Annotated in this window: 19 protein-coding genes; 5 read left to right on the forward strand and 14 right to left on the reverse strand. The window is 66.0% G+C overall.

The genetic code is table 11. The features are described from left to right. Positions 1-52: 52 nt before the first annotated feature. Positions 53-1,714, reverse strand: a complete 1,662-nt coding sequence (locus R2770_19930; protein ID MEZ5282734.1) for an ABC transporter substrate-binding protein — start codon at positions 1,712-1,714, stop codon at positions 53-55. A 124-nt stretch (positions 1,715-1,838) separates the two neighbouring features. Further along, positions 1,839-2,678, reverse strand: coding sequence for an enoyl-CoA hydratase/isomerase family protein (locus tag R2770_19935; GenBank protein ID MEZ5282735.1), 840 nt, complete (start codon positions 2,676-2,678; stop codon positions 1,839-1,841). Positions 2,679-2,748: 70 nt separating this feature from the next. Here R2770_19935 and R2770_19940 point away from each other — a divergent pair, with 70 nt between their 5' ends. After that, a complete protein-coding gene (locus R2770_19940; GenBank protein ID MEZ5282736.1) occupies positions 2,749-3,900 on the forward strand; it encodes a helix-turn-helix domain-containing protein in 1,152 nt (383 codons plus the stop codon). Between the two features lie 114 nt (positions 3,901-4,014). Here the strand turns inward: R2770_19940 and R2770_19945 are convergent, their stop codons facing one another. Together R2770_19945 and R2770_19950 are read right to left on the reverse strand one after the other, a co-directional pair. After that, positions 4,015-6,267 (reverse strand): arylsulfatase, encoded by a 2,253-nt coding sequence (locus R2770_19945; GenBank protein ID MEZ5282737.1) that lies wholly within the window; start codon positions 6,265-6,267, stop codon positions 4,015-4,017. Positions 6,268-6,283: 16 nt separating this feature from the next. Continuing rightward, complete coding sequence (locus tag R2770_19950) at positions 6,284-7,495, reverse strand: cytochrome P450 (protein ID MEZ5282738.1); 1,212 nt, start codon at positions 7,493-7,495, stop codon at positions 6,284-6,286. 61 nt (positions 7,496-7,556) lie between these two features. Between R2770_19950 and R2770_19955 the strand changes: the two genes are divergently transcribed. Further along, positions 7,557-10,871: a fibronectin type III domain-containing protein gene (locus R2770_19955; GenBank protein ID MEZ5282739.1), complete on the forward strand. Its 3,315-nt coding sequence runs from the start codon at positions 7,557-7,559 to the stop codon at positions 10,869-10,871. Here R2770_19955 and R2770_19960 read toward each other — a convergent pair. From R2770_19960 to R2770_19980, 5 genes are read right to left on the reverse strand one after another with little or no spacing between them, the layout of a single operon-like run. After that, positions 10,849-11,976, reverse strand: a complete 1,128-nt coding sequence (locus tag R2770_19960) for a magnesium transporter CorA family protein (protein ID MEZ5282740.1) — start codon at positions 11,974-11,976, stop codon at positions 10,849-10,851. The genes R2770_19955 and R2770_19960 overlap by 23 nt on opposite strands. Then, the gene (rimK, locus tag R2770_19965; protein MEZ5282741.1) at positions 11,973-13,196 is read right to left on the reverse strand and encodes a 30S ribosomal protein S6--L-glutamate ligase; all 1,224 of its coding nucleotides are present in this window, start codon (positions 13,194-13,196) and stop codon (positions 11,973-11,975) included. The genes R2770_19960 and rimK overlap by 4 nt, the downstream gene beginning before the upstream one ends. Positions 13,197-13,199: 3 nt before the next feature. Beyond that, positions 13,200-14,171 (reverse strand): succinylglutamate desuccinylase/aspartoacylase family protein, encoded by a 972-nt coding sequence (locus R2770_19970; GenBank protein MEZ5282742.1) that lies wholly within the window; start codon positions 14,169-14,171, stop codon positions 13,200-13,202. Next, the gene (locus R2770_19975; protein MEZ5282743.1) at positions 14,168-14,650 is read right to left on the reverse strand and encodes a RimK/LysX family protein; all 483 of its coding nucleotides are present in this window, start codon (positions 14,648-14,650) and stop codon (positions 14,168-14,170) included. The genes R2770_19970 and R2770_19975 overlap by 4 nt, the downstream gene beginning before the upstream one ends. A 59-nt stretch (positions 14,651-14,709) precedes the next feature. Continuing rightward, on the reverse strand, positions 14,710-14,865 hold the full coding sequence (locus R2770_19980) for a hypothetical protein (protein ID MEZ5282744.1): 156 nt from the start codon (positions 14,863-14,865) through the stop codon (positions 14,710-14,712). 81 nt (positions 14,866-14,946) lie between these two features. Between R2770_19980 and R2770_19985 the strand changes: the two genes are divergently transcribed. Together R2770_19985 and R2770_19990 are read left to right on the forward strand one after the other, a co-directional pair. Continuing rightward, positions 14,947-15,834 (forward strand): LysR family transcriptional regulator, encoded by an 888-nt coding sequence (locus R2770_19985; protein ID MEZ5282745.1) that lies wholly within the window; start codon positions 14,947-14,949, stop codon positions 15,832-15,834. Between the two features lie 178 nt (positions 15,835-16,012). Continuing rightward, positions 16,013-16,786: a tyrosine-protein phosphatase gene (locus R2770_19990; protein ID MEZ5282746.1), complete on the forward strand. Its 774-nt coding sequence runs from the start codon at positions 16,013-16,015 to the stop codon at positions 16,784-16,786. A gap of 55 nt (positions 16,787-16,841) precedes the next feature. Here R2770_19990 and R2770_19995 read toward each other — a convergent pair whose 3' ends face one another. Genes R2770_19995 through R2770_20010 form a run of 4 tightly spaced genes read right to left on the reverse strand, consistent with a single transcriptional unit; the run spans position 16,842 to position 20,124 of the window. Continuing rightward, complete coding sequence (locus tag R2770_19995) at positions 16,842-18,293, reverse strand: MFS transporter (GenBank protein ID MEZ5282747.1); 1,452 nt, start codon at positions 18,291-18,293, stop codon at positions 16,842-16,844. Beyond that, positions 18,274-19,134 carry a crotonase/enoyl-CoA hydratase family protein gene (locus tag R2770_20000; GenBank protein MEZ5282748.1) on the reverse strand — a complete coding sequence of 287 codons (861 nt, stop codon included), beginning with the start codon at positions 19,132-19,134 and terminating at the stop codon, positions 18,274-18,276. The genes R2770_19995 and R2770_20000 overlap by 20 nt, the downstream gene beginning before the upstream one ends. 59 nt (positions 19,135-19,193) lie before the next feature. Beyond that, positions 19,194-19,769, reverse strand: coding sequence for a YdcF family protein (locus R2770_20005; protein ID MEZ5282749.1), 576 nt, complete (start codon positions 19,767-19,769; stop codon positions 19,194-19,196). 4 nt (positions 19,770-19,773) lie between these two features. Further along, positions 19,774-20,124, reverse strand: coding sequence for an antibiotic biosynthesis monooxygenase (locus R2770_20010; protein MEZ5282750.1), 351 nt, complete (start codon positions 20,122-20,124; stop codon positions 19,774-19,776). A 71-nt stretch (positions 20,125-20,195) separates the two neighbouring features. On the opposite strand from R2770_20010, the gene R2770_20015 reads away from it, so the two are divergent. Continuing rightward, the gene (locus R2770_20015) at positions 20,196-20,696 is read left to right on the forward strand and encodes a PPOX class F420-dependent oxidoreductase (protein MEZ5282751.1); all 501 of its coding nucleotides are present in this window, start codon (positions 20,196-20,198) and stop codon (positions 20,694-20,696) included. A gap of 81 nt (positions 20,697-20,777) precedes the next feature. Here R2770_20015 and R2770_20020 read toward each other — a convergent pair whose 3' ends face one another. Beyond that, entirely contained in the window at positions 20,778-26,846 is a 6,069-nt protein-coding gene (locus tag R2770_20020; GenBank protein MEZ5282752.1) for an alpha-2-macroglobulin family protein, read from the reverse strand. Positions 26,847-26,886: the final 40 nt, after the last annotated feature.

Raw genomic sequence — 26,886 nt, forward strand, 5'->3', positions numbered from 1 at the left:
TCCCGGGCCGTCATCTTCGTGTGGTCAGCGCCTCAGCGCCAACCCGACTCGATCAGCCGTCGACGCGAACGCCGTAGGGCATCGGAGCCTGCATGTTGAGGCCCATCGTTACACCGGTGACGTTCGATGGGTACATGGCGTTCTGGCCGCCGTGTCCGAGTGGAACCATCACTCCGAGGTCGATGAGACCCTGTGTGACTTCGCCGTACATCGCCCGTGCCAGCTCCGGATCGGCCTCGGCGTTTGCCGCCTTGAAGTCTTCGCACAATTGCGCGACGTCTTCGAGACCGAACGGGTTGTAGGGGCTATCTGGGCATACGAGAAGGCCCAGGTCCTTGGCCGGGTGTACCAGCAGGATGCGGTTCCAGGTCAGGGCTGATTGCCCTCCTCGTGCCCGTGGTCCGAGCTCGCCGTTGTTGATCTGGTCGATCTCGACGGTGATGCCTACGGCGCCCAGCATCTGGACGACGATGTCCATGTGCGGGTTGATGGCGGGCATCATCGGCATGTGGATGGTCAGACCATCGCCGTAGCCCGCTTCCTCGAGCAGCGCCTTGGCGCCTTCAGGGTCGTAGGTATCGACGGCGAGTTCTGGAATGTAGAACTGGCTGAAAGCGGCCGGGTACATTCCGCCGAGACCGTCTCCTCGTCCTGCGTGGATCGAGTCGTTGTAGGCCGCGAGGTCCATGGCCTTGAGGATCGCTTGGCGAACCCTGACATCGGCCAGCGGTGGCTCCATCTCGCCGGCGCGGTCCATGATCATCAGCACCGGGAAGTAGTTCGGCACCGAGATCAGGTTCATGTCGCCGTCGAGACCGGTGTCGATCTGGGCGTCACGAGTGGTGGCCATGATGTCGGCTTCGCCGGTGAGCAGTGCGTTCATGCGGGCGTTGTTGTCGGCGACCAGGGTCACCGTCACACGCTCGACACCCTGGTCGGCGGGGTTCCAGTAGTTGGGGTTGAGGTCGAAGACCTCGGTCACGCCGGCCTCGGAATCGCCATCGTTCCAGATCCACGGGCCCGAACCCTGAGGGTTACGGGTGAGGTCAGTGCCGTCGAGGAAGTTCGGGCTGATCATCATGCCCATGACCATCGACATCTCCAGCGGGAACTGCGGAGCAGGGCCCGAGAACTCGACCTGGAAGGTCGTGTCGTCAATGACCCTGGCCTCGACCAGGCTCCCCCAAGTCGCAGAGTTGGGGTTGCCCTCGAAGTTGGCGTGGTAGTTGATGTTGTCGACCGCAACCTGGGCGTTGAACGCAGCGCCGTCGTGGAAGACCACGTCGTCACGAACCGTGAACTCCCAGGTGACGTCGTCTGGCCTGGTCCAGCTGGTGGCCAGCGCCGGAACCAGCGTCAGGTCGTTGGTCTGGCGGGTCAGAGTGTCGTAGACCGGGTACAGGTACGCGCTCTGAGCGGTCTGGGCGCCTGCCGGGTTGAACGTGGTCACCGGCGCGAACTCGACCATACGAAGCGTGCCCGATGCTTCCATCATCGCTTCGGTTGTAGTCGTGGCCTCTTCGCCCTCGGTGGTGGTGGTCTGCTCGGCTACGTCGGTGTTGATCTGTGCCTGAGTCGTTGTGGTGGTGGCGTCGCCATCGCCGCTGGACGATGAACTATCGCTGTCGGAATCGCCGCCACATGCGGCTGCGATCATGCTGAATGCGAACAGCAGTGCCAGTAGGCGCCACAGTCGCGACTTGGTGTTGGTCACCAAAACCCTCCCCTGTAAAAGAACGGTCGCTCGCCTCAACAGGATGCGACCTAGCCGTTTGGCTTCACGCACCATAGGCCGACCGTCTCAGACGATTCAAACCAGGCGCAAAATCAAGTCGGCTTCAGATGGGTCGGGGGGTGGCAGGTGCGCCGAACTCGGGCGTGCGCTTTTCCAGGAAGGCCCGCCTCGCCTCGGCCGCGTCTGCGGTATTGCGCACCATCACCTGATTGCGCGACTCCAGTGCCAAGGCCTGGTCCAGGCTGGCCGCGTGCACGTTGGCCCACATCACTTCCTTGGTGGTTGCAACGCCGGTGGGCGACATGGAAGCCAGCTGCGACGCCAACTCGAGGGCCACGTCCACGAGCTGTTCGGGGTCGACCACACGGGTCACCAACCCCGAGGCCAGTGCCTCGGGCGCCTCCATACGCCGGCCCGTCGACATCAACTCGAACGCCAGCGTCGTGCCGACGATCTTGGGCAGGAAGTACGACAGGCCCAGCTCGCAGCCCGAGATGCCCCGGCCGATGAAGCCGTCTGCGAACTTGGCGCCGCTGCTGGCGACACGAAGGTCGGCGGCCGCAGCCAGTGCGAAACCGGCGCCGATCGCATGGCCGTTCACCGCAGCGATCACGGGCAGCGGAGAACGGTGTATCGCCCGGATGGCGTTGCCCAGCACCACGTGGAGCCCCTCGAACTGCTCGACGATGGGGTCGACACGGTCGGCATGCTCGTGCGACGCGGTCGAGTCGCGGGCAGCTACCGACTTGACGTCGATGCCGGCGCAAAAGGCCCGGTCGCCGGCCCCCACCAACACCACCGCCCGGCAGCTGCGGTCGCGCGATGCGCTGTGGATGATCTCGGCGATCGTCGCGGCGTCGGCGTGGGTGATCGCGTTGAACGCTTCGGGGTTGTCGATGGTGATTACTTCGGCAGGTCCGTGCCGCTGCGACGAGATGCCCATCTCGGTTCCCCCAGGTTTGTGAGTACGGGCGTTTGGACTGGCCCGCTATGTGACCGGCTAGCTTAGCCATATGGCTACGGTGGCTTTCGATCCGGCTCACAGCACAGACTCGCGCCAGGCCCTGCTGGACGCGGCCGTGGTGATGTTGTCGCGAGGTGCACCGTCGTCGGTGTCGGGCCGCGAGGTGGCAGCGGCCGCCGGTGTCAGCTATGGGCAGATACACAGGTTGTTCGGCACCAAGGACGACCTCATGCGTGCGGGCCTTGCCGAGCTGACCGAGCGGCTCATGGCCGATGCGTTTCCCGACGGTGCTCTGGTGCCAACGCCCGGCATCCTCAGTCGTCACGAGACGTTTGTGCGGGCTCTGTCCAACGTCTTGGTCGACGGCTCGGCGATGCGACTCAGCACCGACAGCCCCGTGGTGCGGCGCTACAAGCGCGGGCTCGAGATCCTCCGGCCCGACCTCGACGTCGATCACCGCGACACCATCGTGGGGTTGTCGGTGAGCCTCCAATTCGGAATCGAACTACACGGTCGAGCTTTGACGGTCGGTTCGGGTTTGGGCCCAGACTTCGATTTCCGCAGTCCTGCCGTGTTGCTGGTGCATCAACTGCAGGGCGGTCTGGGGCCTTTCGCAGGCGACCTGCCCCGTCCCCGCAAAATCGTGTCGCACGGTCCCAGAGATCCGCAGGTGCCACAGGGCGAGGGCCGCGAAGCGGTCGAGCGTCGCCTGGTCGCAGCCGCGTGCCGCATGCTCGAAGACCGCGGCCCCACCGCCATCTCGGGTCGGCGCCTCGCCGACCGGGCCGGGGTCAACTATGGCCTGATCCACCACTACTTCGGGTCGGCAACCGACATCTTCGCCAAGGCATACGACCAGGTGAGGCGCGAGTTCTACGAGGCCGAGAGTCAGGGGCACAGCGCCCCCGACTTCTTCGCCGCCATGGCCCACCCCGGATACGTACGGGCCGTCACCAACATCGCCCTCGACGCGGGGCCCGTCGCCAGCTCGTTCTTCCCGGTGGTCGAGGCACTGGTCGAACAGCACCAGCGGCTCCACGGTATGACCCCCGACCGCACCAAGTTCATGTACGCGGCGTCGGTTTCGAGCCAACTGGCGTGGGCCCTGATGAAGTCGCTTCTGGACGCCGGGCTCGATCGCGACGTCAGCGAGCTGCAGCCACTGGCCGCCGGCTACCTGGCGCGGCTGTTCACTCCCTGACCGCCGCTGGCATCACTGGTCGGCCAGCGCATTCTCGGCCTCTGTGTCATTGGTCGGCCAGCGCATTCTCGGCCTCTGTGTCATTGGTCGGCCAGCGCATTCTCGGCCTCTGTGTCACTGGTCGGCCAGCGCATTCTCGGCCTCTATGGCCGCGGCCTTCATCAGATCGTCTCGGTCATTCTGCAGCCGAAACTCGACCCAATCGAGGGCGCCTGAGAAGTTGTTGGGTCCCGCGTAGGCCGCAGTGACCGTGGGGCCACAATCGCGGCCGACGTCCATTCCGTACAGCGACTGGCGGAACGGCATGGTGTCGAATTCGACCGAACCCAGCTCGTTGCGTCCCGAGCCATCATCGACGAACAGCGTGGCCACGCCGTGGTGCTCGGCCGTCTTCGCGAACGCCACCCCCAGCTCCTGGCGGCCCGGTGCTACGGCGACGTCAGCGACCAGCCTTATCGGATTGCCCAGATTGTTGTACGTGAACGCCAGATGCCCGCCGTCGACGTACAGGCTCAGGCCACCGGTGCGCGAACCGAACGCCACCAGTACACCGTTGTCGCCCTCGGCGAAATCGACCGAAGCGCCTATCTCCCACGAGCGGTTGCGTACGTCGGGAATCTTGGAGCGTTCGAGGTGAGGTACTCCCCGGGGAAAGCGCTGCACGGCAGCAGACGAGGTGGCTCCCGGCCGGTTCAACACGAACAACTCGACACCGCGGTCGTCCAGCGGCAACACGCCGTACTGCTCGGCCTGCGCCCACCACATGTCTATGAGCTCTCGGAGCTTCTCCGGTTGCTGCTCGGACAGGTCATGGATCTCGGCGAAGTCGGTCGTCGTGTCGTACAGCGCCCATTCGTCTTCCTCGAACGGCGTGCCTTGGCGGTGAAGGGTCACCGCCTTCCAGCCCTCGTGCCAGATTGCCCGGTGACCCAACATCTCGTAGTACTGGGTGGTGCGGGTGGGTGCGGCCTCGGCCGACTGCCATATCGAGCGGAACGATCGCCCCTCTATGGGCTGCTGGTCGATTCCGTTGAATACCGAGGGCGCGTCGATGCCCGCCACATCGAGCAGGGTCGGCATTATGTCGATGACGTGCAGGTACTGGTCTCGCACACCGCCGGCGTCGGAGATAGCGCGCGGCCAGTGGACGATGAGCGGATCGCGGATGCCGCCCTCGTAGGTGTTCTGCTTGTAGTACCGCAGCGGGGTGTTGCCGACCTGCGACCAGCCCCACGGGTAGTTGTTGTACAGCGTGGGTCCGCCGATCTCGTCGTAGTGATCGAGCAGGTCACCGATCGACTGCTTCTTGCGATTGAAATAGGCGTTCTCGTTGACGCTGCCGTGCTTGCCACCCTCCTGGCTGGCCCCGTTGTCGGACATCACCACGATCATGGTGTCGTCGAGCAGGTCGGCGCCTTCCAGGTAATCGACCAGCCGGCCGATCTGGTCGTCGGTGTGGTCGAGGAAGGCGGCGAATGCTTCCTGCATGCGGCAGTACAACTTCTTGGCGTCGTCGTCGAGGTCGTCCCAGGCCTCGACTCCGCGGTTGCGCGGCGACAGTTCGGCGTCGGCGGGTACAACCCCCAGCTGCTTCTGGCGTTCGAACCAGCGCTGCCTGGTTATGTCCCATCCGTCGTCATAACGGCCCTTGTACTTGTCGAGGTACGCCTGTGGGGCCTGATGCGGAGAGTGGGTCGCTCCGAAGGCCAGGTAGGTGCAGAACTTGCGGTTGGGCGCGGTGGCCTGCTGCGCCGAGATCATCGAGATCGCCTGATCGACGAGATCCTCCGACAGGTGATAGCCGTCGCCCGACGGAGGGTCGACCGGATGGTTGTCGATGACCAGCTCGGGAGCGAACTGATCGGTGGCCCCGCCCAGGAACCCGTGGAAGCGGTCGAAGCCACGGCGCAGCGGCCAGTGGTCCATGGGGCCGGCCGGTCCGCAGTCTTCGAGGTTGGCGAGGTGCCACTTGCCCAGGGCGAATGTGGCGTAGCCGTTGGCGTTGAGAATCTCCGCGAAGGTCGCGGCCGACTTCGAAATGACCCCTCGACAATTGGAGAAGCCGGTGTCGACGTTGGACAAGAAGCGCATACCCACCGAGTGGTGGTTGCGTCCGCTCAACAGGCATGCCCTGGTTGGCGAGCACAAAGCGGTGGTGTGGAAGTTGGTGAACCTGAGCCCGCCGGCGGCCAGGCGGTCGATGTTGGGTGTGTCGATGTCCGAGCCGAAGCAGCCGAAGTGCGAGAAGCCGGTGTCGTCGAAAACGATGACCACAACGTTGGGGGCATCATCGGGCGGCGCCGGTTTGGGTGTCCACTCGGGGGTCAACTCGGCGGCGGTGACGCCTGGCCGGTAGGTGTCTTTCATCGGTGGTCCAGTCTGTTCACGCGGTTGGTGGTTTGACGACGATGGGTATCTGCTTGGGCCCGCGTATCTGGCCCTCAGACCATCGCACCGTGGCGCCCGGCGCCAGCTCGAATTCGGGGATCAACCGCATCCAGGTGGTCAACGCCACCTCCATCTCGAGGCGGGCCAGGTTCGATCCGAGGCAGCGGTGTATCCCCACCCCGAACGCGATGTGGCGGTTGACCTCTCGGTCGATGATGACCTGGTCTGGGTTGTCGAACTTCTGCGGGTCGCGGCACGCGATCGGGTACGACATCATCACCGACTCGCCGGCCTTCATCTCCATGCCGTCGACGACGGTGTCGGCTGCGATGATCCTGGCCACGTTCACCGGTGCATAGGCGCGCAGGAACTCTTCTATCGCGGTGCTGATCAATTCGGGTTCGGCGGCCAGCCTCTGCCGGTCGTCGGCGTGTGTCGCCAGATGCCACATGGCCGCACCGATCGAACTCCAGGTGGTGTCGATACCGGCGACCAGCTGCAGCTGAAGGACGCGTCTGATGGTGTCGTCGTCGAGGGGTTCGCCTTCGAGCTCGGCCGACACCAGGAAGCTGATCAGATCGTCGCCCGGGTTGGCGCGGCGGTGGGCGATCTGGGTGTCCATGTAGGCGAGGATCTCGTTTTGGGCCGAGATGCGCAGGGCGGGGTCGACAGCACCGCGCTCGACGAAATCGACCACCCATTCGCGGAACTGGTCGCCCTGCTCGTGAGGAATGCCGAGGATGGCCGCTATCGCGAACACGGGGATGTGCTGCGCGTAGTCGATCGCCGCATCACCCTCGCCACGCCCGGCTATCGACTCGGCCAGTTCGACGCAGTGCTGTTCGATCGCTCCTCGCCAAGACTCGATGGCTCGCGGGGCGAAGAACGGCAGAATCAGACGCCGAATCGCGTGATGGTCTGGCGGGTCGCTGTTGATGGGCGGCATGTGCGACCGGTTGTAGTCGGTGCCTCCGGCGGTGATGCCGTAGTGCTTGTTCGAGAACGATTCGGTGTCGTGGGCGATGGCGTGCAACTGGTCGTAGGTCAGCGGCAACCAGGTGCCATCGTTGTAGCGGGCGGTACGTCCCATGGGGCACTCGCCGCGCATCTGGTTCCACACCCGGTAAGGGTCGGTGACCCAAGCTTCGTCGTGGTGGTCCCAATCGTGTGACCAATCGACCACCGGTTCTGCACCTGGTTGAGGCATCGTGTCCCCCTGTCGTGTCGCGTGGTTCCCACCTTGCCCCTTGGCGTGCCACGCTACATATATGCCCCCTCGTGTCCTAAACCGACGCACCGCCGCCACAGCGGTCGTCGCCATGGTCGCGGCCACAGCCACCCTGGTTCCGGCCGGCTCGGCCGCCACCCAGGGTGCCGTAGCCCTCAGCGAGTCCGGATGCTCTGCCCACCAGTTCCCTGCGTTGGCCGCCGACCCGTTCTCGGACAGGGTCGTAGCCGTCTTCGAGACCGACGGGTTCACGGGCGCAGCCGGAAACGAGGTTGCATCGAGCCTGGTCGGAGCGGGTTTCGCCGCGCCCCAGCCAGGCCCTGTGGTGCGCGTGAGCCAAACGGTCGAGCCAGGCGCCCCGACAGAGATCGTGGCCAATCCGGCCATCGCCTACAACGCCATGCGTGGCGCCGGATTGACCCGCGACAGCTACGTGGTGGTGTTCCCCTCAGGCGCGGACGATATCATCGGGTCGAGCATCGAGGCCCAGCTGGTTTCTTCGACAGGTCAGCCCATCGGCGCCTCCCACACCATCAGCGACGGGGCAGCCGCGCCGATGATCGGTCGCCTGCCCGACATTGCCTACGACGCCGCTCGCGAGGACGAGTTCGTGGCGGTGTGGGTCGACGCCAACTCGCGCCGTCTGTTGGGACGCAGGGTCGATCACCTGGGCCAGGCGAGCGGGCCGACGTTCGTGGTCGACACTGCGGTCGACATCGCCGAACAACCCGCCGTGGCGGTTGACCCGTTCACCGGTCGGATGCTGGTGGCAGGTGGCTCCACCGGACAGATCCAGGTGACCGTTCTGGAGGGCCGCGATCCGGTGGTGGTAAGCACCCGCTGGGCGGCATCGGAGGGTACGGCGTCGATAAACAACGACACCGGCGGCCCCGACATCGCCGTCGACACCAACCGCCCCGGCGGGCTGGTCGTGTGGGCGGGTTCGGGTGGCGACGCCACCACCGGTGCCGACGAGTGGGAGATCTGGGCTCGTCGGATAGGTGCCAACGGTTCACCGGTAGGTGAACCGATTCGTGTGTCTGACATGGGGCCCAGCGGGTCTGCGGCCTATGGTGCCTTCTCGCCTTCGGTGGCCTTCGACCCCGGCAACGACCGCTACATCGTGGTGTGGGATGGCGACGACCAAGCCCGCGGCGACGAGCGCTACGACATCTGGACCCGCTCGATAGGCGTTGATGGCACTGCGTTGGGTCCGGCTCGGCGAATAACCGACGTGCCTGCGGGCAGCGATGCTTTCGAGCCCGTCGTGGCAGTGTCTGGCTCGGGTCGAGCCGTGGTGGCTTGGCACACCACCGAGGGATGTGTTGGCGCCGGCACCCGCGTGATGGCGAGCTTCGTGCCGGCAGCGGTACCGGCGGCTCCTGCGGCTCCGTCGGTCAGCGCCGGCGACGCCAGCGCAGTCGTGTGGTGGAACCCACCGGCCGACGACGGTGGCGCCGAGCTCACGGGCTATCGCATCACCGCCAGCCCTTCGGGCGGCTCGCTCGACGTGGGCGCAGGCACGACGCTGGTGACCTTCGAGGGCTTGCAGAACGGCACCGCCTACACCTTCACCGTCGAGGCTCTGAACGACGTTGGTGCCTCTGCGCCATCGGCGGCATCGGCCGTGGTGGTGCCTGCCGGGCCGCCCGCGCGTCCGTCGGCTCCCCTCGCCTCGGCGGGCGATGGCTGGGTGCAGGTGTCGTGGACCGCTCCCGGCGACGGGGGTAGCGCGATCGAGCACTACGTCGTTCGCGCCAGCCCGGGCGGCGCCGAGCAGATCGTGCAGGCACCCGCCACCGAGGTGCTGTTCGGTGGGCTCACCAACGGCACCGCCTACCGCTTCTCGGTGACGGCCGTGAACGCCGTGGGAAACTCGGACGCCTCGGCCATGTCCGACAGGGCCACGCCGGTCGCCTCGGTGAGGGTGCCGGAAAGGCCCGGGCGTCCACAGGCTCTTGCCGGCGACGGCACCGCACAGCTGTGGTGGGCGCCTCCGGTCAACACGGTGTCGACCTACCGGGTCGAGGCCTGGGCGGGCCCGGTCGGGTCCGGCGACCCGATCGCCTCGCTGCAGGTTGCCACGAACGAGGCCGTGGTCGAAGGGTTGAACAACGCCAGCAGCTACACGTTCACCGTCGTGGGGGTGAACTCTGCCGGGGTCGGCGAGCGGTCGCCCGAATCGAGTGTGGTCGTCCCCAGGGTGGGCGCTGGATACTGGGTTCTGGGCAGCGATGGGCAGGTCTACCCGTTCGGCGATGCCGAGCTGTACGGCGACTTGTTGGACCAGATGGCCCCGCCCGTGCTGGCCTCGATCGACATCGAGCGCCTGCCGACCGGCGACGGCTACTGGATTCTCGACAGCCTGGGCCGGGTGTGGGCGTTTGGTAACGCGCGGCACCACGGCAACGTCGACCTGGCGCAGCTGCGGCCGGGGGAGGTGCCGGCAACGATGTCGTCCACACCCACCGGCGACGGCTACTGGGTGTTCACCGACGCCGGACGGGCGCTGGCGTTCGGCTCGGCCGGCTCCTTCGGCGATGTCTCCGATCTGGATCTGGATGGTCCGATCATCAGCTCGGTCGCCACCCCCACGGGTCGTGGCTACTACATGGTCGGCTCCGACGGCGGCATCTTCGCGTTGGGCGATGCGACCTTCCAGGGGTCGATTCCCCAGGTGCTACCAGGGGTTGCGCTCGACGGCCCGGTCGTTGGCATCGTTCCAACGCCCACCGGCCACGGCTATTGGCTGGTTGCGTCCGATGGGGGAGTGTTCGCGTTCGGCGACGCCTGGTTCAACAACTCGATACCCGGCGTGCTGGCAGAAGGCGAGAGCTTGGTGGCGCCCGTGAACGGGATGGTGGCTTTCGCCGATGGTTACGTGATGGTGGCCGGCGACGGTGGGGTGTTCAACTTCTCGAGTCGACCGTTCTTCGGCAGCCTCGGGGCCGACAGTCCGGCGAGCCCGATAGTGGGCATCAGCCCCCAAGAGCCCGTGCCCGCCCCCGGCCGATTCGTCGGCGATTGGACCGGCTCTGACCCCGGCGATGGCAGCACCCAGACCATCCAGATCTCGGCGACCGGCTGGGTCGACGAACCGGTGGGCGAGAGGTGGTCCTACCGGGTGCTTTGGGAAGACGATCGGGCCACGTCGTGTCGGCCATACGGCGACGACTATCCGGCGCGGTTGGTGGTGTCGGCGTCGGGCCCGGGCAACTCGCTGGTCGTCGCGGGTCGCTTCGCGTGTGCTGCGCCCGCAGGCGACATCGAACTCGATCCGTTCACCGCCACCCTGGTCTACAACCCGGCCACCGACACACTGTCGGACGGGGTCAGCGAGTTTCGTCGCCCCTGACCCGCCTGGCGGGCCGCCGCGCCAGCGCCTTGCGCGCTCCCTTGGCAACCGGGCGCACGGGGGCCTGCACCAGCGAGGCCACCAGCACCACTGGGGTGCGCGCCGCTTCGTATAGGCCACGGCCCAGGGCCTTGGTGGTTTCGCCTCCGCTGGGGCGCCGCATCCACCCGAGCGACACGAACATACCCAGGCTGAGGGTCATGATGATCACCATCAACGTGGCTGCCAGCACCCACCCGTGTTGGCGGCGCAGCAGGGGCAGGTTCTCGAAGTTCATGCCGTAGAAGCTGGTCACCACGGTCAGCGGCAGCATGATGGCGGCGTAGATCGTCAGCACTCGGCTGACGTCGGTGGCGAGCCTGGCCTCAGAACCCTGGTAGGCGTCGAGCGTTTCAGCCAGCGCGGTGCGGGCCGCGTCGAGGCCGTATGCGGCACGCGAGATGACGTCGAAGGCGTCGGAGAACCGCCTCGATCCGCCGACGGTTATGAGTGGGGAGTCGGCGCGGCGAGCCTGATCCAGCGCCTCGCGCTGGGGCAGAACTGCCCGCCTTATCTCGGCCAGATCCTGGCGAACGGCGGTGAGGTCGGCGATCAGGTCGGGGTCGGCGCGCAAGGCGGCATCGATCAACTCGTCGTTTCGTTCGTCGAACGACTCGACCACCAGGGCCATCCGCCTGCTCATCACGTCGGCAATGCGGGCCGCCAGTTCGTCTGGACCGCCCGACAGCAAGCCCGGTTGCAACCGACACTGTGTCCACATGGCGTTGATGGCGGGCGACTCGGTGTTGCGAACGGTCACCAGGTGGTTGGCGGTGATGAAGCAATCGACCTCGTAGGTGGTCATGTCGTCGGCCAGCCCGCGCAGCACCAGCAGAAGGTGGTCGCCGAAGTCGTCGAGCTTGGGAAGGTCGTCTTCGTTCACCGCGTCGGAGATGGCGATGGGGTCGAGGCCCAGCGCCTCGCCGACCTGCACCACCAGTGACGAGTTGGCCGAGGCCTCGCCGATGTCGATCCACAGCCAGTCGTCGTCGCCCATCTCGTGGAGGGCATGGTCGAGGTCGGTCATCTCGACCATCTTGTTGGCGTGGAGGATCTGCACCGTCACTGCTCTGACTCCTCCTCCGGGAGGGCCTCGTCGGGCAGGGCGTCGTCGGGCAACGGCTGGATACGAGGGCGGGCCCGTCGGCGCCGGCGCGCCGGCACCAGGCTGCGCATCTCGTCGAGCCGACCGAAGCACAGCAGCCGGTCGTCGGACTCGAGCACCCTGCTGCCCTTGGGGTTAGGGATCACCTTCGAGCCGCGGTTCAACGTCAGCACGGTGATGTCGCGCTCGCGCAGACCCGAGTCGACGATCGACTTGCCCACGATGTCTGACGCCTCGCCCACGTGCAGTTCGGCGACCCCATAACCGGTCGACACCGACAAGCGCTGGCGCACGTCCAGCTCAGGGAAGTCGACCTGGCTGGCGATGTAGTCGACGATTGCGCCCGCCACGTCCAGTCCCGTTGCGGTCTCGATGCCTTCGAGGCCTGGCGAGCTGTTGACCTCCATCACCAGGGGGCCGTCTGTGCTCTCCAGCATGTCGACACCTGCGACCTTCAGGCCCATGATCTGGGCGGCCTGAACCGCAACCCGCTGGTACTCGTCGTCCAGTTCGACGATCTGGGTCGAGCCGCCCCGGTGCACGTTCGAGCGGAACTCGCCAGGCTGCGCTGTGCGCCGCATCGCAGCCACGACGCGGTCTCCTACCACCAGGGCCCTGATGTCGCGTCCCTTGCTCTCGGCCACGAAGCGCTGGATCAACACGTTTTGTTTGGTCGACTGCAGCGTCTCGATGACGGCTTCGGCGACCTTGTTGTCCGGGGCCAGGATGACCCCGATTCCCTGGGTGCCTTCGAGCAGCTTGATCACCACCGGAGCGCCACCGACCCGTTCGATTGCGGGCAGCACGTCTTTGCGGTTGCGAACGAAGGTCGTTGCGGGGATGCCGATGTTGTGTCGCGACAGGATCTGGATCGACCTGAGTTTGTCGCGCGAGTTCGCGATGCCGTTGGCGGTGTTGGGCGTGTACACGTCCATCTGCTCGAACTGGCGCACCACGGCCAGTCCGTAGAACGTGATCGATGCGCCGATTCGGGGTATTACCGCGTCGTAATCCGACAACGGCTTGCCGCGGTACTGCAGGTCGGGCTCGTCGCTGGTCAGGTCGATCGCGAAACGAAGCGTGTTGAGAACTATTGCCTTGTGGCCGCGGTCGAGCGCTGCGGCCTTCAAACGCCTGGTGCTGTACGCATGAGGCGAGCGAGAGAGGATTCCTAGCTTCATTCGTCAGCCGTCCTGGGTTTGGTCTACGGGGGTGCCCAGGTGCACCAGGGCGTCTCCCTGATGCACCACCGGGCGCTCGTTCCTGCCTATCACCACCGCGTGAGAACGGGCCCTGATGGTCCACTCCCACGATCCGTACGCGTCGGTCACCGTCGCCACCGGTTGGCGCGGCACCAGGTGTTGGCCGAGTTCGACCTCGACTCTGGCGATGCCACTTCGCGGCGACCTGACCCAATGCGAGCGTCGCACGACGGTGGTCTCGGGCGGTTCGCTGGTCGACTGGTCGCCGGGTTGCAGTTGGCCTATTCGTTGCATCACCCTCAGCACCCCCGCCGTGCCCACCTCGACCGCCTGGCTGTCGAACCTGGAGGCGCCGCCGCCCTCGTACAGCAGGGTGGTGACTCCGGCGTTCACGGCCGCCTCGCGTAGCGACCCGTCTCGAACGCGCGCGTGTATCGACAGCGGCGCGCCAAAGGCATGGGCCAGGTCCGAGGTCGACTGGTCCGACAGATCGGCGCGAATCTGAGGGTGGTTTGCCCGGTGGTCGGAGCCGGTGTGGAAGTCGATGCCGACGTCGCCGCGACGAATGACCTGGTCCATCAAAACCCGTGCGAACCGCGAAGCCAGCGAGCCGCGATTGGACCCGGGGAACGAGCGGTTCAGGTCGCGCCTGTCGGGGAAGTAGCGCTCGGAATTGGCGAAGCCTGGCACGTTCACCACAGGGCACGCCAACACGGTGCCTGCCATCTTGGTGGGGTCGGCGGTGTTGAGGACCCGCCTGATTATCTCGACTCCGACGATCTCGTCGCCGTGGATGGCACCTGTCAGCCACATGGTGGGGCCTTCGGTCACGCCATGGAGTACCACCAGGGGTATCGACATCCAGCCGCCCGAGGGCAGCTGCGCCGGCCTGAGTTCCAGTTCGGAACGTGTGCCCGGATCGATGGTGGCGCCCGCTATCGAATACGGGTTCACGAACCTGCCGCCGTCTCGGAATCTTCGGCGGGCCTGCCCGTTACGTATGACCGGCCCGGATCGACCAGGAAGCGGCGCTTCAGGGCCGAGCGGCCCAACAGCATGCGAAAGCCCATCTCGTCGCGGTTGGTCAAGGTGAGATCGATCGAGAACCGGTGCTGGCCCATCTCGATCGGTGTGCGCACCACCAACCGTTCCTCGACGCTGCCATTCGAGCTGCGCACGTGGCGTCTGTCGACCACCGGTGCTTCGACCGCCAGCACCGGCCGCTTGCGCTTTTGAACCGGATGGATCTGGAACCTGGCGATGGTCAGGCCGTCGGACTCGTACGTGGAGATGCGGTAGGCGTGGATCGCAGACGTGCGGGCCCCGGTGTCGACCTTGGCCTTGACCACAGCACCGCCAAGCTCGGTCAGAGCGACCCATTCTCGCCAGCCGACGATGGCCTTGGGTTTTGGTGCTGATCGTCGGGCAACCATCGGCGCAGAGTGTATGCCCGATGGGTCGCTCGCCCAGCTAGGGGGTCAAGCAGCTGGTTCTAGCGTTCGTTCGAAGGGTGGCTGGCCGTGGCGGCATGGTGGCTGAGGCGTTCGAACAGACGCGTGGCAGGCACGGCGAACTGGTATCCGGGGCCCATGGTCTCGCGGACCATCGCCTGGATCGACTTGGGGGAGTTGGGTGCGGTGGTCTTCATGTCTTCAGTGTCGGCATACCAGCGACATGACACAACATCCAACATCTTCTACTTTTCATCAACTTTTGTCATAGTTGGCAGGTGAATCTGGATACCGAATCGCTGCGCACGTTTCTCGCTGTACTCGACCTTGGTGGGCCGTCCAGGGCGGCCGTGCACCTGGGCCTCAGCCAGTCGGCTGTCAGCTGGAAGATCAAGCGGCTCGAGGACAAGGTCGGCCGACCGCTGCTGGTGCGCACCGGGCATTCGTTGCGTCCCACCCGTGACGGCGCCCTGGTGATGGAGGAGGCGCGGCGCATCGTCGAGGCCCACGATGAGCTGGTCGATCGGCTGTCTCGGTCTGACCTAACCGGGCGCGTCAGGTTGGGGGCGACCGAGGAGGTGTCTTCGGTGTGTGTCAGCGCGGTGCTGGCGGGCTTCAACCGACGCCATCCCGAGGCCTGGGTCGAGTTCTTCGTCGACCGCAACCTCGACCTCGAAGACATGATGCGCAGGGGCGCACTCGACATCGCCGTGCTGCAATTGGGCGAGCAGGTTCCCAAGGGTGACGTCGTGTTGGTTCGCGACGAGCTGGTGTGGGTGTGCTCTCCCGATGCGCCCTACGCAACGGGCGACGTGCCGCTGATCACCTTTGGCCCGAGGGGGTTCTACGGGCCTATCGCCCGGGCATCGCTCGATGCCGCGGGCATCGACTACTGGACGGCCTTCTCTGGGCCCAGCTCGGCGGGCGTTTTGGCCGCGGTCGAAGCGGGCCTCGGTGTCGCCCTTCTCAGCCGCCGGGCGGTGGGGGGCAACGTCATCGAATGGCCCAGGTCGTCACGGTTGCCCGCGCTTGCCCAGGGCAACACGGTCGCCAGGGTGGCGCCGGGCCAGCCGTCGGAGGTCGCGTCCGAGCTGCTCGGCGACCTGGTCAGCGAGCTCGCCGCGGCGCTGGAAGCCGAAGCCGTGTCGTGGCCCGCCCAAAGGTGACCCCCTTACCCACCGACCCCCTAGCCCCGCCCCGCCCACTCGGAAGTGTCTGTCTCTGGCGCCCCTATCGGGGCGCCGAGACAGTGCGGTTGGTCCAAATCGGTACCGACCTTTGTTGGCCGAAACGCAACCCGGTGTTCATCGGGTTGTAGGCCGCGGCACCTAGCATCGCCCGGCGATGGCAGATCTCTTCATCGACCCAGGCATCGACCCGTTCATCGAAGTAGACGGCACCTTCAACTTTCGCGATGTCGGCGGTCGCCACACCCGCGACGGGGGCAAGACTCGCACCGGTGTCTTGTACCGCTCGGCTGCACTCGACCGTCTGACCGAACGGGGTCGCACGGTCCTCGATTCGCTGGGCATCGGCCTGGTGGTCGATGTGCGGTCGTTGGCCGAACTAGAGCGCCACGGTCGGTTTGCCTTCGAGGGTTCGAGCATCGAATGGCATCACGTCGACTCGGGCTTCGGGCCGCCGGTGGCCGCCGAACGGCCGGGCGACAACGAGGTATTCGAGGCCGACGATCCGATGAGTGTGGTGTTCAGGATGATCGTCGAGGTGGCCGACAGCCTCCTGGCCACCCCGCTTCAGCTGTTCGCCCGAACAGATCAGCCGATGGTGTTCCACTGCACATCGGGAAAGGATCGCACCGGTTTCATCGCGTTCCTGGTCCAGATGATCGCTGGCGTCGACCCAGAGGATGCCTTCGAGGATTTCGAGTTGAGCGCCGCGGCGATGGGAACCGTCCGGGCCGACATGGAGGCCCGGTTTCCGGAGATGGCCAAACTCGAGCCGCACAAGCTCGACCGCATGGCGGGCGCCGACCGCAGGTGGATCATCGACGCCCTCGATCCCGTCGGAGGTGTGGGCGATCTCGACCCCTGGCTCGACTCGATCGGTGTTGACAGGGCCACGCGCGACGCAATCCGTCGTCGGTTCGTGATGGTGTGACGAGGTGTGTCGTCCCGGCGCCCCGATAGGGGCGCCAGGGACAGACACTTGCGAGTCAGCGCGTTCGGGCTGGGGTCGGAGCTGCGGCGCGGTCGCGGCTGGAACCCGCGGGGAACGTGACGCCGACCACGGCGGCGGCAACGAAGTATGCGATCGCCACGAATCCATACGCCCGCTGGTAGCCGGTGAAGTCGAGCTCGCTGGTACCCGACGCCACCAGGGTGACGGTTATGGCGATTCCCAGCGCATACGAAGCCTGCCGCAGGGTGTTGAAGGTGGCGCCCGCAACGCCGAACTTCGAAGGCGGGATGTCGGCTACACCGGCGCTCGACCACGTGGCGACGGTGGTGCCGACGCCCAGGCCCGAGATCAGGCTGATGGGCACGAATCGGTTCCAAACCTGGGGATCGTCGCCCAGCAACAGCACGTACAGCAGGTAACACACGCCCAGCGAGGCTGTGCCGAAGGCCAAGACCCACCGGTGGCCGATGCGGTCGGCGACGCTGCCCGAGATCGGTGAGATGACCGCTGCGATCAGCGGACTGGGCATCAACGCCAGGCCGGTGGTGCGAATCGATTGGCCCCACAGGTCTTGCAGCACAAGCGAGTTGACTAGGAAGCCCGAGGTGAATGCCAGGCCATAGAAAACAACGCTGGTGTTGACGCTGCGGAACGAGGCGTACTGGAACAGGTCGAGGTTGATCAGCGGTTCGGGATGTGTGCGCGACCGCCTGACCAGCAGGGGCAACAACACCAGACCCAACACGATGGCCGCCACCGCTCTGGGGTCGTCGATGCCCCAGGTCTCGCTCTGCACGATGCCGAACATCACGAAGAACACGCCGCCGGTGCCGATCAGCACGCCAAGCAAGTCGATGCGCCCGGTGGCGTCGGGGTCGCTCGATTCGCTGAGCCAGCGGGGGCCCAGCACCAGCACCAGCAAGCACAGCGGCACGTTGATGAGGAAGATCGCGCGCCAGTTGAACGCGTCGATCAGCGCCGAGCCCAGTGCAGGCCCGGTTACCGCACCCAGAGATCCGGTGGCCCCCGCGATGCCGATGGCGGTGCTGCGCTTGGACGGAGCGAACTCGGGCAGCATCACGGCGAACGATGACGCCATGGTGACAGCGCCACCCACCGCCTGCAGCACCCGGGCCGCAATCAGCAACTGGTGGTTGGGGGCGATGCCGCACAGCGCGGAACCAAAACCGAACAGGGCAACGCCGGGCAGGAACACCTTGCGGCGGCCGACGCTGTCGGCGAGGCGGCCGGCGCTGAGCAGCAGAGCACCGACGACGATGTTGTACGACGACACGACCCAGCTGAGGGACGTGCGCGACACCTCGAAGTCGTCCTGAATCGACGGGAACGCAACGTTCACCGCCGAGATGTCGATGACGACCAGGAAGGTGGTCAGCGTGGCCACCGAAAGCGCAAGCCATGCCTGGCGACTGATCTTGTCGTCGGGGACTTGGGGCTGATGGGTGTCAGTGCGGTCGTTCGCCATAGTCCTGCCAGGGTTCGTCGCGTTCGCGGATCACTTGCCTGAACCCCTTGGTGTCGAACTCTTCGACCCAGCGGTAGGCCTCTTCGGTATGTCGGGTGATGCCGTCGAAGAAGGTGCCGAGCATCTGGGTCGTGCGAAGGCCCATGTTCTCGAACGCTTGGTTTATCAGCATCTTGTTGAGGGCGAGTTGATTCCCGGGAATGTTCGTGAAGCGCATCGCCTCGGCCTCGATCGCCTCGGCCAGATCTTCTGGGGGATGGACGTAGCTGACCAGCCCGATGCGCTGAGCGGTGGCAGCGTCGATGGCGCGTCCGGTCAGCAGGAACTGTTTGGCGTGTTCGAGACCCAGGCGATAGACCCACATCATCGTCGTGGGCGTGCCGAAGATTCGGCTGGGTGCGTATCCGATGTGGGCGTCTGATGCCATGAACAGCAGGTCGCAGCACAGCACCAGGTCGGTGGCGCCGCCGACCGCCCAGCCCTTGATCTCGCCCAGCACCGGCTTGGGACATTCCCAGATGCGCATGAAACGGCGCACGTTGTTGCCCATGAACTGATAGTCGCGGACCGGATCCCAGGCCCCTTCGCGCGGCTCGGGGCCCTCGGCGTCGTAAACCTGGGGCCAGCCCGATCTGTCGGTGAGGTCGTAGCCGGCGGTGAACGTGTCGCCCGCACCCCTCAGCACCACAGCCGCCACCGACCGCGATGCCGCCGCCTTGTCGACACCGTCTGCGACCCCTTGGATCACTGCGTCGGTGAGGGTGTTCTTCTTCTGGGGTCGGTTGATGGTGACGATCGCGATGCCGTTTCGTTCTTCGTACAAAACGACGTCGTCTGGCATCGGCGAAGCATCCCGCGCAACGCCGTCCGGCACCAAACCTGGCCCTTTGGGAATCGGGGTCAGCGCAGCAGATCGCGCAGGCGGCGGGCGATCTCGATGGTGGCCGCGGGTGTCAAGATCCACAGGTCTCGCCACGACCGATCGACATCGGCGACGAACACGCGGGCCTCGTCCGCGGGTTCTTGGGCCAGCCAGTAAGAGCGCACGCGGGCGGCGTGCAGCGGATCTGACACCAGCACCACGGCGTCACAATTGGCGACCAGGTCGCGGGTGTTGGCGGCGTTCTCCCAAGAGTTGGGTGACTCGCCCTCGATCTCCACCAGCGAGGGGTCGGCCCCGCCCGACACGGCCAGAGCCGCCATCGTCTCGGCCTCGACCCATCGATTGGCAACGGCGCCGCCCGAGCAGATCAGGCGAGCGCCGTCGAATTGTCGCAGCACTTCGAGCGCCCGGGCGACCCTCCATCGCTGCACGGGCGATGGTTGGCCGCTGGGCATGGTTGGAAACCCGAGCACCACGACTACCGGGTGCTTCGGATGGGGCGGCGGGGGAGCGGCCCGGCCGGCTCTGTAGTGCAGCCGGTCGACACCGATCGCCACCGCCGCCATCGCTGCTCCGAGGCGAAGCAGCGTCACGAGCTCACTTGCTGAAGCCGCCGATGGACGAGTAGTGAACAGCGCCCATGGGGCTGAGTGCCTTCTGGACCGTCTCGTCGGGGCTGCCGTAGAGGGTCCACGAATTGACGGTCAGGCAGGTCATGAACCGCTTGGCAAACGGTCCGAAGTTGGCCATGTGCGCCATTGCGGCCGCCGAGTCGGCGAAGCGCTCGAGGATGTGGATGGTGCCGTCTGGCCCCTCGCTCCACTCGTAGTTGAGGCAGCCTTCCTCGGTGGCCGTGGCCTCGATCAGCTCGTCTTTCACCGCGTCGAACTCGTCGCGCTGACCGTCCTTGACCGTGGCTGCGAGAATCCAATAGACGTGGTCGCTCATCTGGTCACTCCTTGATGTCGTGTGCACCGACACTACGCGCTCGACGGCGTATCAACCGCCATGATGGGCCCATGGTCAAGAAGATCCCCAGAGACGACCGCAGGGCCGCCCACATGTCGGGCGACCGCCGGGTTTCAGCAGCCGAGCTCGCCGACTTCGTGGCGGGCAAACACCGGTGGGTGCTGGCCACCACCCGCGCCGACGGCCGGCCGCAGCTGAGCCTGGTGACCGGTGGCATGACGGCAGACGGGCGCCTTGCCATAGCCAGCTACCCCGAACGGGCCAAGGTCAACAACGCCAGGCGAAATCCCCATGTGTCGGTGTTGGTGATGGGCCCAGAGTTCAACAGCGAGTGGGTGCAGATCGACGGTGAGGCAACGGTGCTGGACATGCCAGAAGCCGCCGACGGCCTGGTCGAGTACTTCCGCTGTATCTCGGGCGAGCACCCCGACTGGGACGAGTATCGCCAGGCGATGGCCGACCAGGGCAAGTCGGTGATCCTGGTCGACCCGACCCGCTGGGGCCCGGTCAGCAAGGGCGGCTTTCCGCCTTCGCTGTTCGAGCAGGACTGACCTGCCCGAGCAGGGAGGTCAGTCCTCGACTGTGCCTATTCAGTCCTCGACTGTGCCCATTCAGTCCTCGACTGTGCCCATTCAGTCCTCGACTGTGACGGTCAGCGATGCCGATCGGCCGAACGTCTCGGGTTCGTAGATCTGCTCGGCCCGCGCCGGTGGCACCACGAACGTTCCGGGTGTGGTTGCCCTGACGACGTAGGAATAGTCGTAGGTGCCCGCAGGCAGGTACGAGGTGATGGCCTCGGCCCTGTCGTCGCGCAGGTTCTGGTGCTCGAACCAGTTCCACCACCACCAGCTGCGGGCCGGCGCCAACTCACCGGTGCCGTCGTCGACGACCCCCGTCGTGGCCAGCGAGGGGTTCAGCGCCTCGAAGCCCGCGGGCATCGGATCTACCAGGGCTACCTGGGTTCGGCGGCTCTCGGCGGTCATCGTCAGCTTGACCCTGACGTCGGCTCCGGCCCTCACATGCCACACACCCGAGTCGTCGCGCCACACGTCGTCGGGGTCGTCGATGGCCTCGTAGGTGCGTGTAACCACGAAGCCCCTGTCGAGGGGTTCGAGCACGAAGTCGGCCGGGGCATACCTGAGACCGATGCGGTAGTACAGCCGGCCCTCGCCGTCCTTGGCCAAGGTCAGTCGGGCCGAGTCGGCGTCTGAACCGGTCAACAGGTCCATCGGCACCAGTGTCTTGGCCCCGTCGACCAATCGACCCGAATAGGCGTGTTCGGCCACGTACAGCTGGTCGAGCCATGCCCGGGCCACGAAGTCGGGCTCGGTCGACTCAAATGTGGCGAAGTAGTCGTTGAGCGCCAGCAGGATGAACGCGTTCTCTTGAACGTTGTTCCAGCGCCCGGCGGTGCGGCTGCCGAGCAGGCCGTTGACGACCTTGGGTATCAGGTCGCTGTCTGGCACCTCGCTGATCATCGACCCCAGGATCACACCGTCGGAGCGACGGTCGGAATGCAAGATGACGTAGGCGTCATCGCCATAGCTGGTGCTGAAGGTGGCCGCACCAGCGGTGTCGACCGCCGAGTTGACGATGCGGCGTTCGATGGCAGATCGGGTCTGAGTGTCGTCTATCGACGGCCACAGCTGTGCGACCGAGTCGAGCTGCAGCGAATCGCCGGCGCGCTGGTACAGCGCCAACGCCTTGCCGGGGTCGGGTTGTCCCGCCAGGCCACGGACGTAAAGCGCGTATGCACTCAACGAGTCCTTTACGTCTTGTGACCACTCGGGTTCGAAGTGCACTTCGACATCGACCAGATATCCGAGGGCTCGGTCGAGTGGGCCAGCAGCGACGTCGTAGCCGGCGTTCTTGGCTATGACCATTGCGTGTGTGGCCTGAATCGAGTGATAGACGCTGGAGCCCCACATGCGGCTCCACGACGCAAAGCCTCCGTCGCCGGTTTGCAGTGCCACAAGCTCGTCGAGATAGCGGTCGACGGCCGAGTCGATCTGACCGGACGGCGGCAGACCTTCGGCGTCGAATGCGTCGAGCACGTCGCGCAGTGCAGCGATCGCCATGATCTGGGAGGCCAGCGCGTCGGAGCTGGCATAGCGGTAGTCCCACAGGTACAGCACCGAGTCGGTCAGCGCTGACACTGCCGTGGACGACGTGGTGACCTCGAGCCCGCCGAACTGGTCGATGACGCCCGTCGGTGTCAAGACGTCCTGGGCCACGGCGCCTTCGTCGACTACCCCATAGGTGGCGAACGCTTCGCTGGTCGCCGGTGTGTACACGGGCAGGCTCACCTGTGCGGCATCGGCACAACCTTCGGGCAGTGCGCAGTCCGCGACTGCTGCCATGCGTATCTGGGCCTGCCCCGCAGACTGGGTGGTCATGTCGAACCTGACCTCGACGCGGTCGTTGGCCGGCACCTGCACCCGCTTGCCGGCAACGCCGGGAAGCGCCATGTTGGCGGCCTCGACCGCCACGTCGACCGTCATGGGCTGCGCGGTCTGGTTGGCGATGACGACCGGCAGCTCGAACCGGTCGCCGAAGTTGGCGAACCTGGGCGCGGACGGGCGTACCTGAAGGGGCAGGCGGGCCGTGATGTTCGATTCGCCGCTGCCGAAGCGGTTGTCGCCGTGGGCGGCTACGACCATCACGCGATATCGGGTCAGGTTGTCTGGCAGCGCCACGTCGACGGTTGCTGTGCCGTCGGCGGCGGTGACCACCTGGGGTGCGAAGATCGCAAGTGCGTCGAAGTTGGTGCGGACGTCGATGGGCGAGTCGCCCGTGACGACCGCCCCTGAGCGTGCGGCCCCGTCGCCACCGGCGTCGTCGGCATCAGCTTCTTCGCTGAACTCGGCCGACGTCAGGGTTTCGATCGTGGTGGTTGGCGACGCGCCCGAATCGCCACCCGCGGCCTGGTCGAATTGGTCTGGGTTCGCAAGCACCAGGCTGGCGCGGCCATACATGGTCCACATCAGCGATTGGATGTCGGCGTAGAACGTCGCCAGCGGGTCGGGCAGCTGATAGCCGGTGAGGGCCAGCACGGCCTCGTCGACCACCACAACCGCAAGTTCGGCACCCTCGACCGGGTTGCCGTCGGTATCGGTGACCAACACCGCAACGCTGGTGTCGGCGCCCGGAAGGGTGGCCTCGTCAGCAGGCGACACGTCGACCGTCAGCGTGCGGGCCGCCGGTGGAATCGAGAGGTTGATCTGAGCCGTCGCATAGGCGGGCCGCGCCGGTGCACCTTCGAGCGGGTTGCCCTGGTCGTCGGTGCGCTCGGCCGAACCGGCAACATCGATCTGCACACCCAGGTTGGGTATGTCGTCATCGGCTATGGGCACGGCAACGATCGCAGATCCGTCGGCCAACTCGAACGTGCTGGTGCTCTGGATTCCGTTGCGGGTGATGGTCAGCAGCCCGGTGCCTTCGCCAAACGGGGCCTGCACCATTATCTCGGCGGTGTCGCCGGGGGCGTAGGTCTCGGCATCGGGCACCAAGGTCAGCTCTTGACGCTCGAGCGTGCGTTGAGGCCGGGCGCTGACGCCGGAAACCCAGCGGGTCAGCTCGCTGCGGTTGGTTCGGCCCGCCTCGTCGGTGACGACGGCCTTCACCCGATAGGTGCCGCCCACCACAGGGGTGAAGCTGCACACGACCGGATCGCTCGACGAGACGACGTCGCACGTTTCGGGGTCTATCGCCACGTCGACCCATTCGCCGCCGACGTACCGGTTCTCGGTGCGGGCCAGCTCGATGCTGACACCAGCACCAGAGACCACGGCGCCGTCGATGTCGACGACCAGGGCCTCGATCTCGAGCGTTTCCCCAGGGCGCACGAAGTTGGCGGGCGACCTCAAGCCCACATACCACTGGGCCGGGTGCACCAGCAGGTCGGTGCTCGACGCCACCGACTGGCGGTTGACGTCATAGACCGTGGCCTGGGCCGAAACCGTCGATGGCAGGTCGTCGGTGCCGTCGAAGAAGTCGAGGCGCAGATAGTGCTGACCTGCGGCATTGGTGCGCCCCACGAAGGTCTCGACATCGGGCGAGCCGAAGCCGGGCCCGATGAAGTACTCGTCGCCGTAGATCCGTTCGTTGAAACCGCCACCCTCGGCGATGCCGCCGTACCACCACCAGGGTGTCCACACGCCGAAGTGGAACTCGTCGTGTCCGGGGGGCGAGTACGACGCGTCGCTGGTGGAAACCCGCCATTCGACCAACGAATCGCTCAGCGGTCCGCCCGAGTAGTACTCGGCTTCGACACCGACCGTGGCGGGCTGGGTCAGCAGGTACGGGCCGGGCGAGTCGGGCCACGTGCGCACCTCGAACTCGGGGCGGCGGAACTCCTCGATGCGGAACTGGGTGCCGTAGGAATCGCGGCCGGGGATCGACAGGTCGAGCCACGCGTAGCCCAGGTTCGAACCGGCCGGGATGTCGACGGCCAGGTCGAAGCCTCCGAGGCTCGACAACGCTGTGGTGCCGCTTGCCAGCTCGTTGCCCTGTGGGTCCCAGACGGTGTAGGCGACATTGCTGCCCGAATCGAACAGCTCGATCTGGGCGTTGCCGGACAGGGTCAGATTGCGAACCCATCCCTTGAGACGCATCGTTTCGCCCGGCCTGTAGATGCCCCGGTCGGTGAACGTGTGCCACACCAGGCGGTCGACCGCGGCGTTGCGATCCCAGCCCCAATGGGGCAGCAGCGCTGTGTCGGATCCGACCGTGGCAAGCACCAGCCCCTCGTACTCGTAGCCCTGGTTGCCGGAGATGTCGATGTCGACCAGGCCCTCGGCATCGGTGCTGCCCTGACGGCCAGATGGGGTGAGGCGAACATCGGCACCTTCGATCGGGCTGCCGGTGGCGAGGTCGGTTGCCCACACCACGACGGCCCCAGGTGTCGCGAACGCGTCGATGCCGATGTCGGTGCGTTGCACCCACGCCACTATCGGCCGGTTGTCCCAACGATCGTCGCCGGTGATGCGCCGTACCGGCTCGACAACGACCACGACGTGACCCGGCCCATCGCCCAGAGCATCGGACAGGTCGATGGAGGTGACGTCTACATACCCTTCGCCCCGCTCGACATCGATGGTTCGGGTGAACGCCACCGGCCAATCGGGCAGCTTCCACTGCTCGCTGTAGCGGTCGTCGAGGAGGCCGCGGTAGTCGCTCCACTGGTCCGCCGTGCGATCGAACACGGTGACCCGCAGCTCGTCGTGCTCGACCGACGAGATCTCGATCGTGGGCGTGTCGGTGTACGGATCGATTGTGACGATCTGCTGGTCGATCTGGTGCAGCTGGGGCCTAGGTGAATTGACCCTGACCTCTACGGTGAGATCCTCGCCCAAGGTCTGGCCGAACACGTCGGCCAGCGCTGCATCGATGGTGACCCGGTAGGTGGTTTCCTTTGCGAACGCGCCGGTGATGGTGATGTTCTGCCAGTCGGCGACTGCACGCAAGCCAGGCACCTCCGGAGACACGCTGACCCAGGCAGGATCGAAGGCTTCGATGTCGAGCTGGGTGCTGAACTCGAGACCCCAGGGCGACTGCGGCGGGCATCCGTCCCACCAGCAGTTGAGCCGCACGTAGCGCAGCGGCGGATAGGTGCGGGCGGTGAAGCGCTGCAGGTCGTTCGTGAGCGACCCCTCGGCCGACGGCAGATCGGGCCCGAAGTCGATGACCACCGGCGCGTCGGTTGGCATGGGCGAGGTTGGGGTGAACGCAACCCAGCGACCATCGGGCGAGCTGCCGGTTTGGCGCTGGGCCTGTTCGTCCGCGGCGATCTCTTCGTCGGTCGCCAGCCTGACCTTCACCGGTGCGCCGGCTGCGGTCACCGAGGTGACCGCCAAGATCGCAGCGGGGTCGACGAGCTGGTCGAATGTGGCGACGAACACCGGGGTGGTCCGCAATTGTTCGTCGGATGGTGTCAGCTGGACCACCCGTGCTGGTGGTGTCTCGAAGCCGAAGCTCACCGTCTCGCCCAACACGCCGCCGGTCTGTGATGTGGTTCCTGCCGGAATCGTGACCGTGTACGAGGTGGCCATCGGCAGCCGGTCGACCACGTCTGAGGTGTGGTCGAAGCGGGCGATGTTGGTGCCGATCCACTGCCACTTGCCCTCGATGGCCGGCTCTATCGAGATCGGCACCTCGACGTCGTCGAGCTGGTCGAGGGTGGCCACCGGAACCATCGGCTGGTTGAACACCACCGTGATGAAGGGGGCGATGTCGACGGCGCCTTCTGGGGTATATCGCAGAACCTGCAGCGGACCCTCTGGCACATCTGGGGTGTCGCTAGACGTGCCGGCGGGAGGGAACGTCTGCTCGATGTTCTCGGCAACCAGGGGTGGCGCCAGGGTCTCGGCCGGCCGCTCGAACTCAGAGGTGGTTCCCTGCAGCGGCTCGCCGCCGACCCGGTCGAGGATTGCTTGGATCTGTTGGTCGGTCAGCGGTTCGCCGTCGGCGACGACGACCGAGTCGTCGACCTCGGCCAGGGTCGGTGCCCCTTCGCTCAAACGTACGTTCAAAGGTCTGTACCCCGCTTCGACGATGCTCATGTTGTCGGGCAACTGCACCGACGGGCCGCCCGCCACCGTCGAATCGTCGGGCTCGCTCTGCTCGCCGGATCCAGGCCCTATTGCCAGGCCCAACAGGGTCAGCGCCAGGGCGATGGCAAACCAGGTCCGTGCTCGTGACATCACGCCTCCTTGGACGTAACGAGTCTGGCTCGCGGTTCCC

The sequence above is a fragment of the Acidimicrobiales bacterium genome, assembly GCA_041394185.1.
In the GTDB taxonomy this organism is placed as follows: Bacteria; Actinomycetota; Acidimicrobiia; order Acidimicrobiales; family Poriferisodalaceae; genus JAAETH01.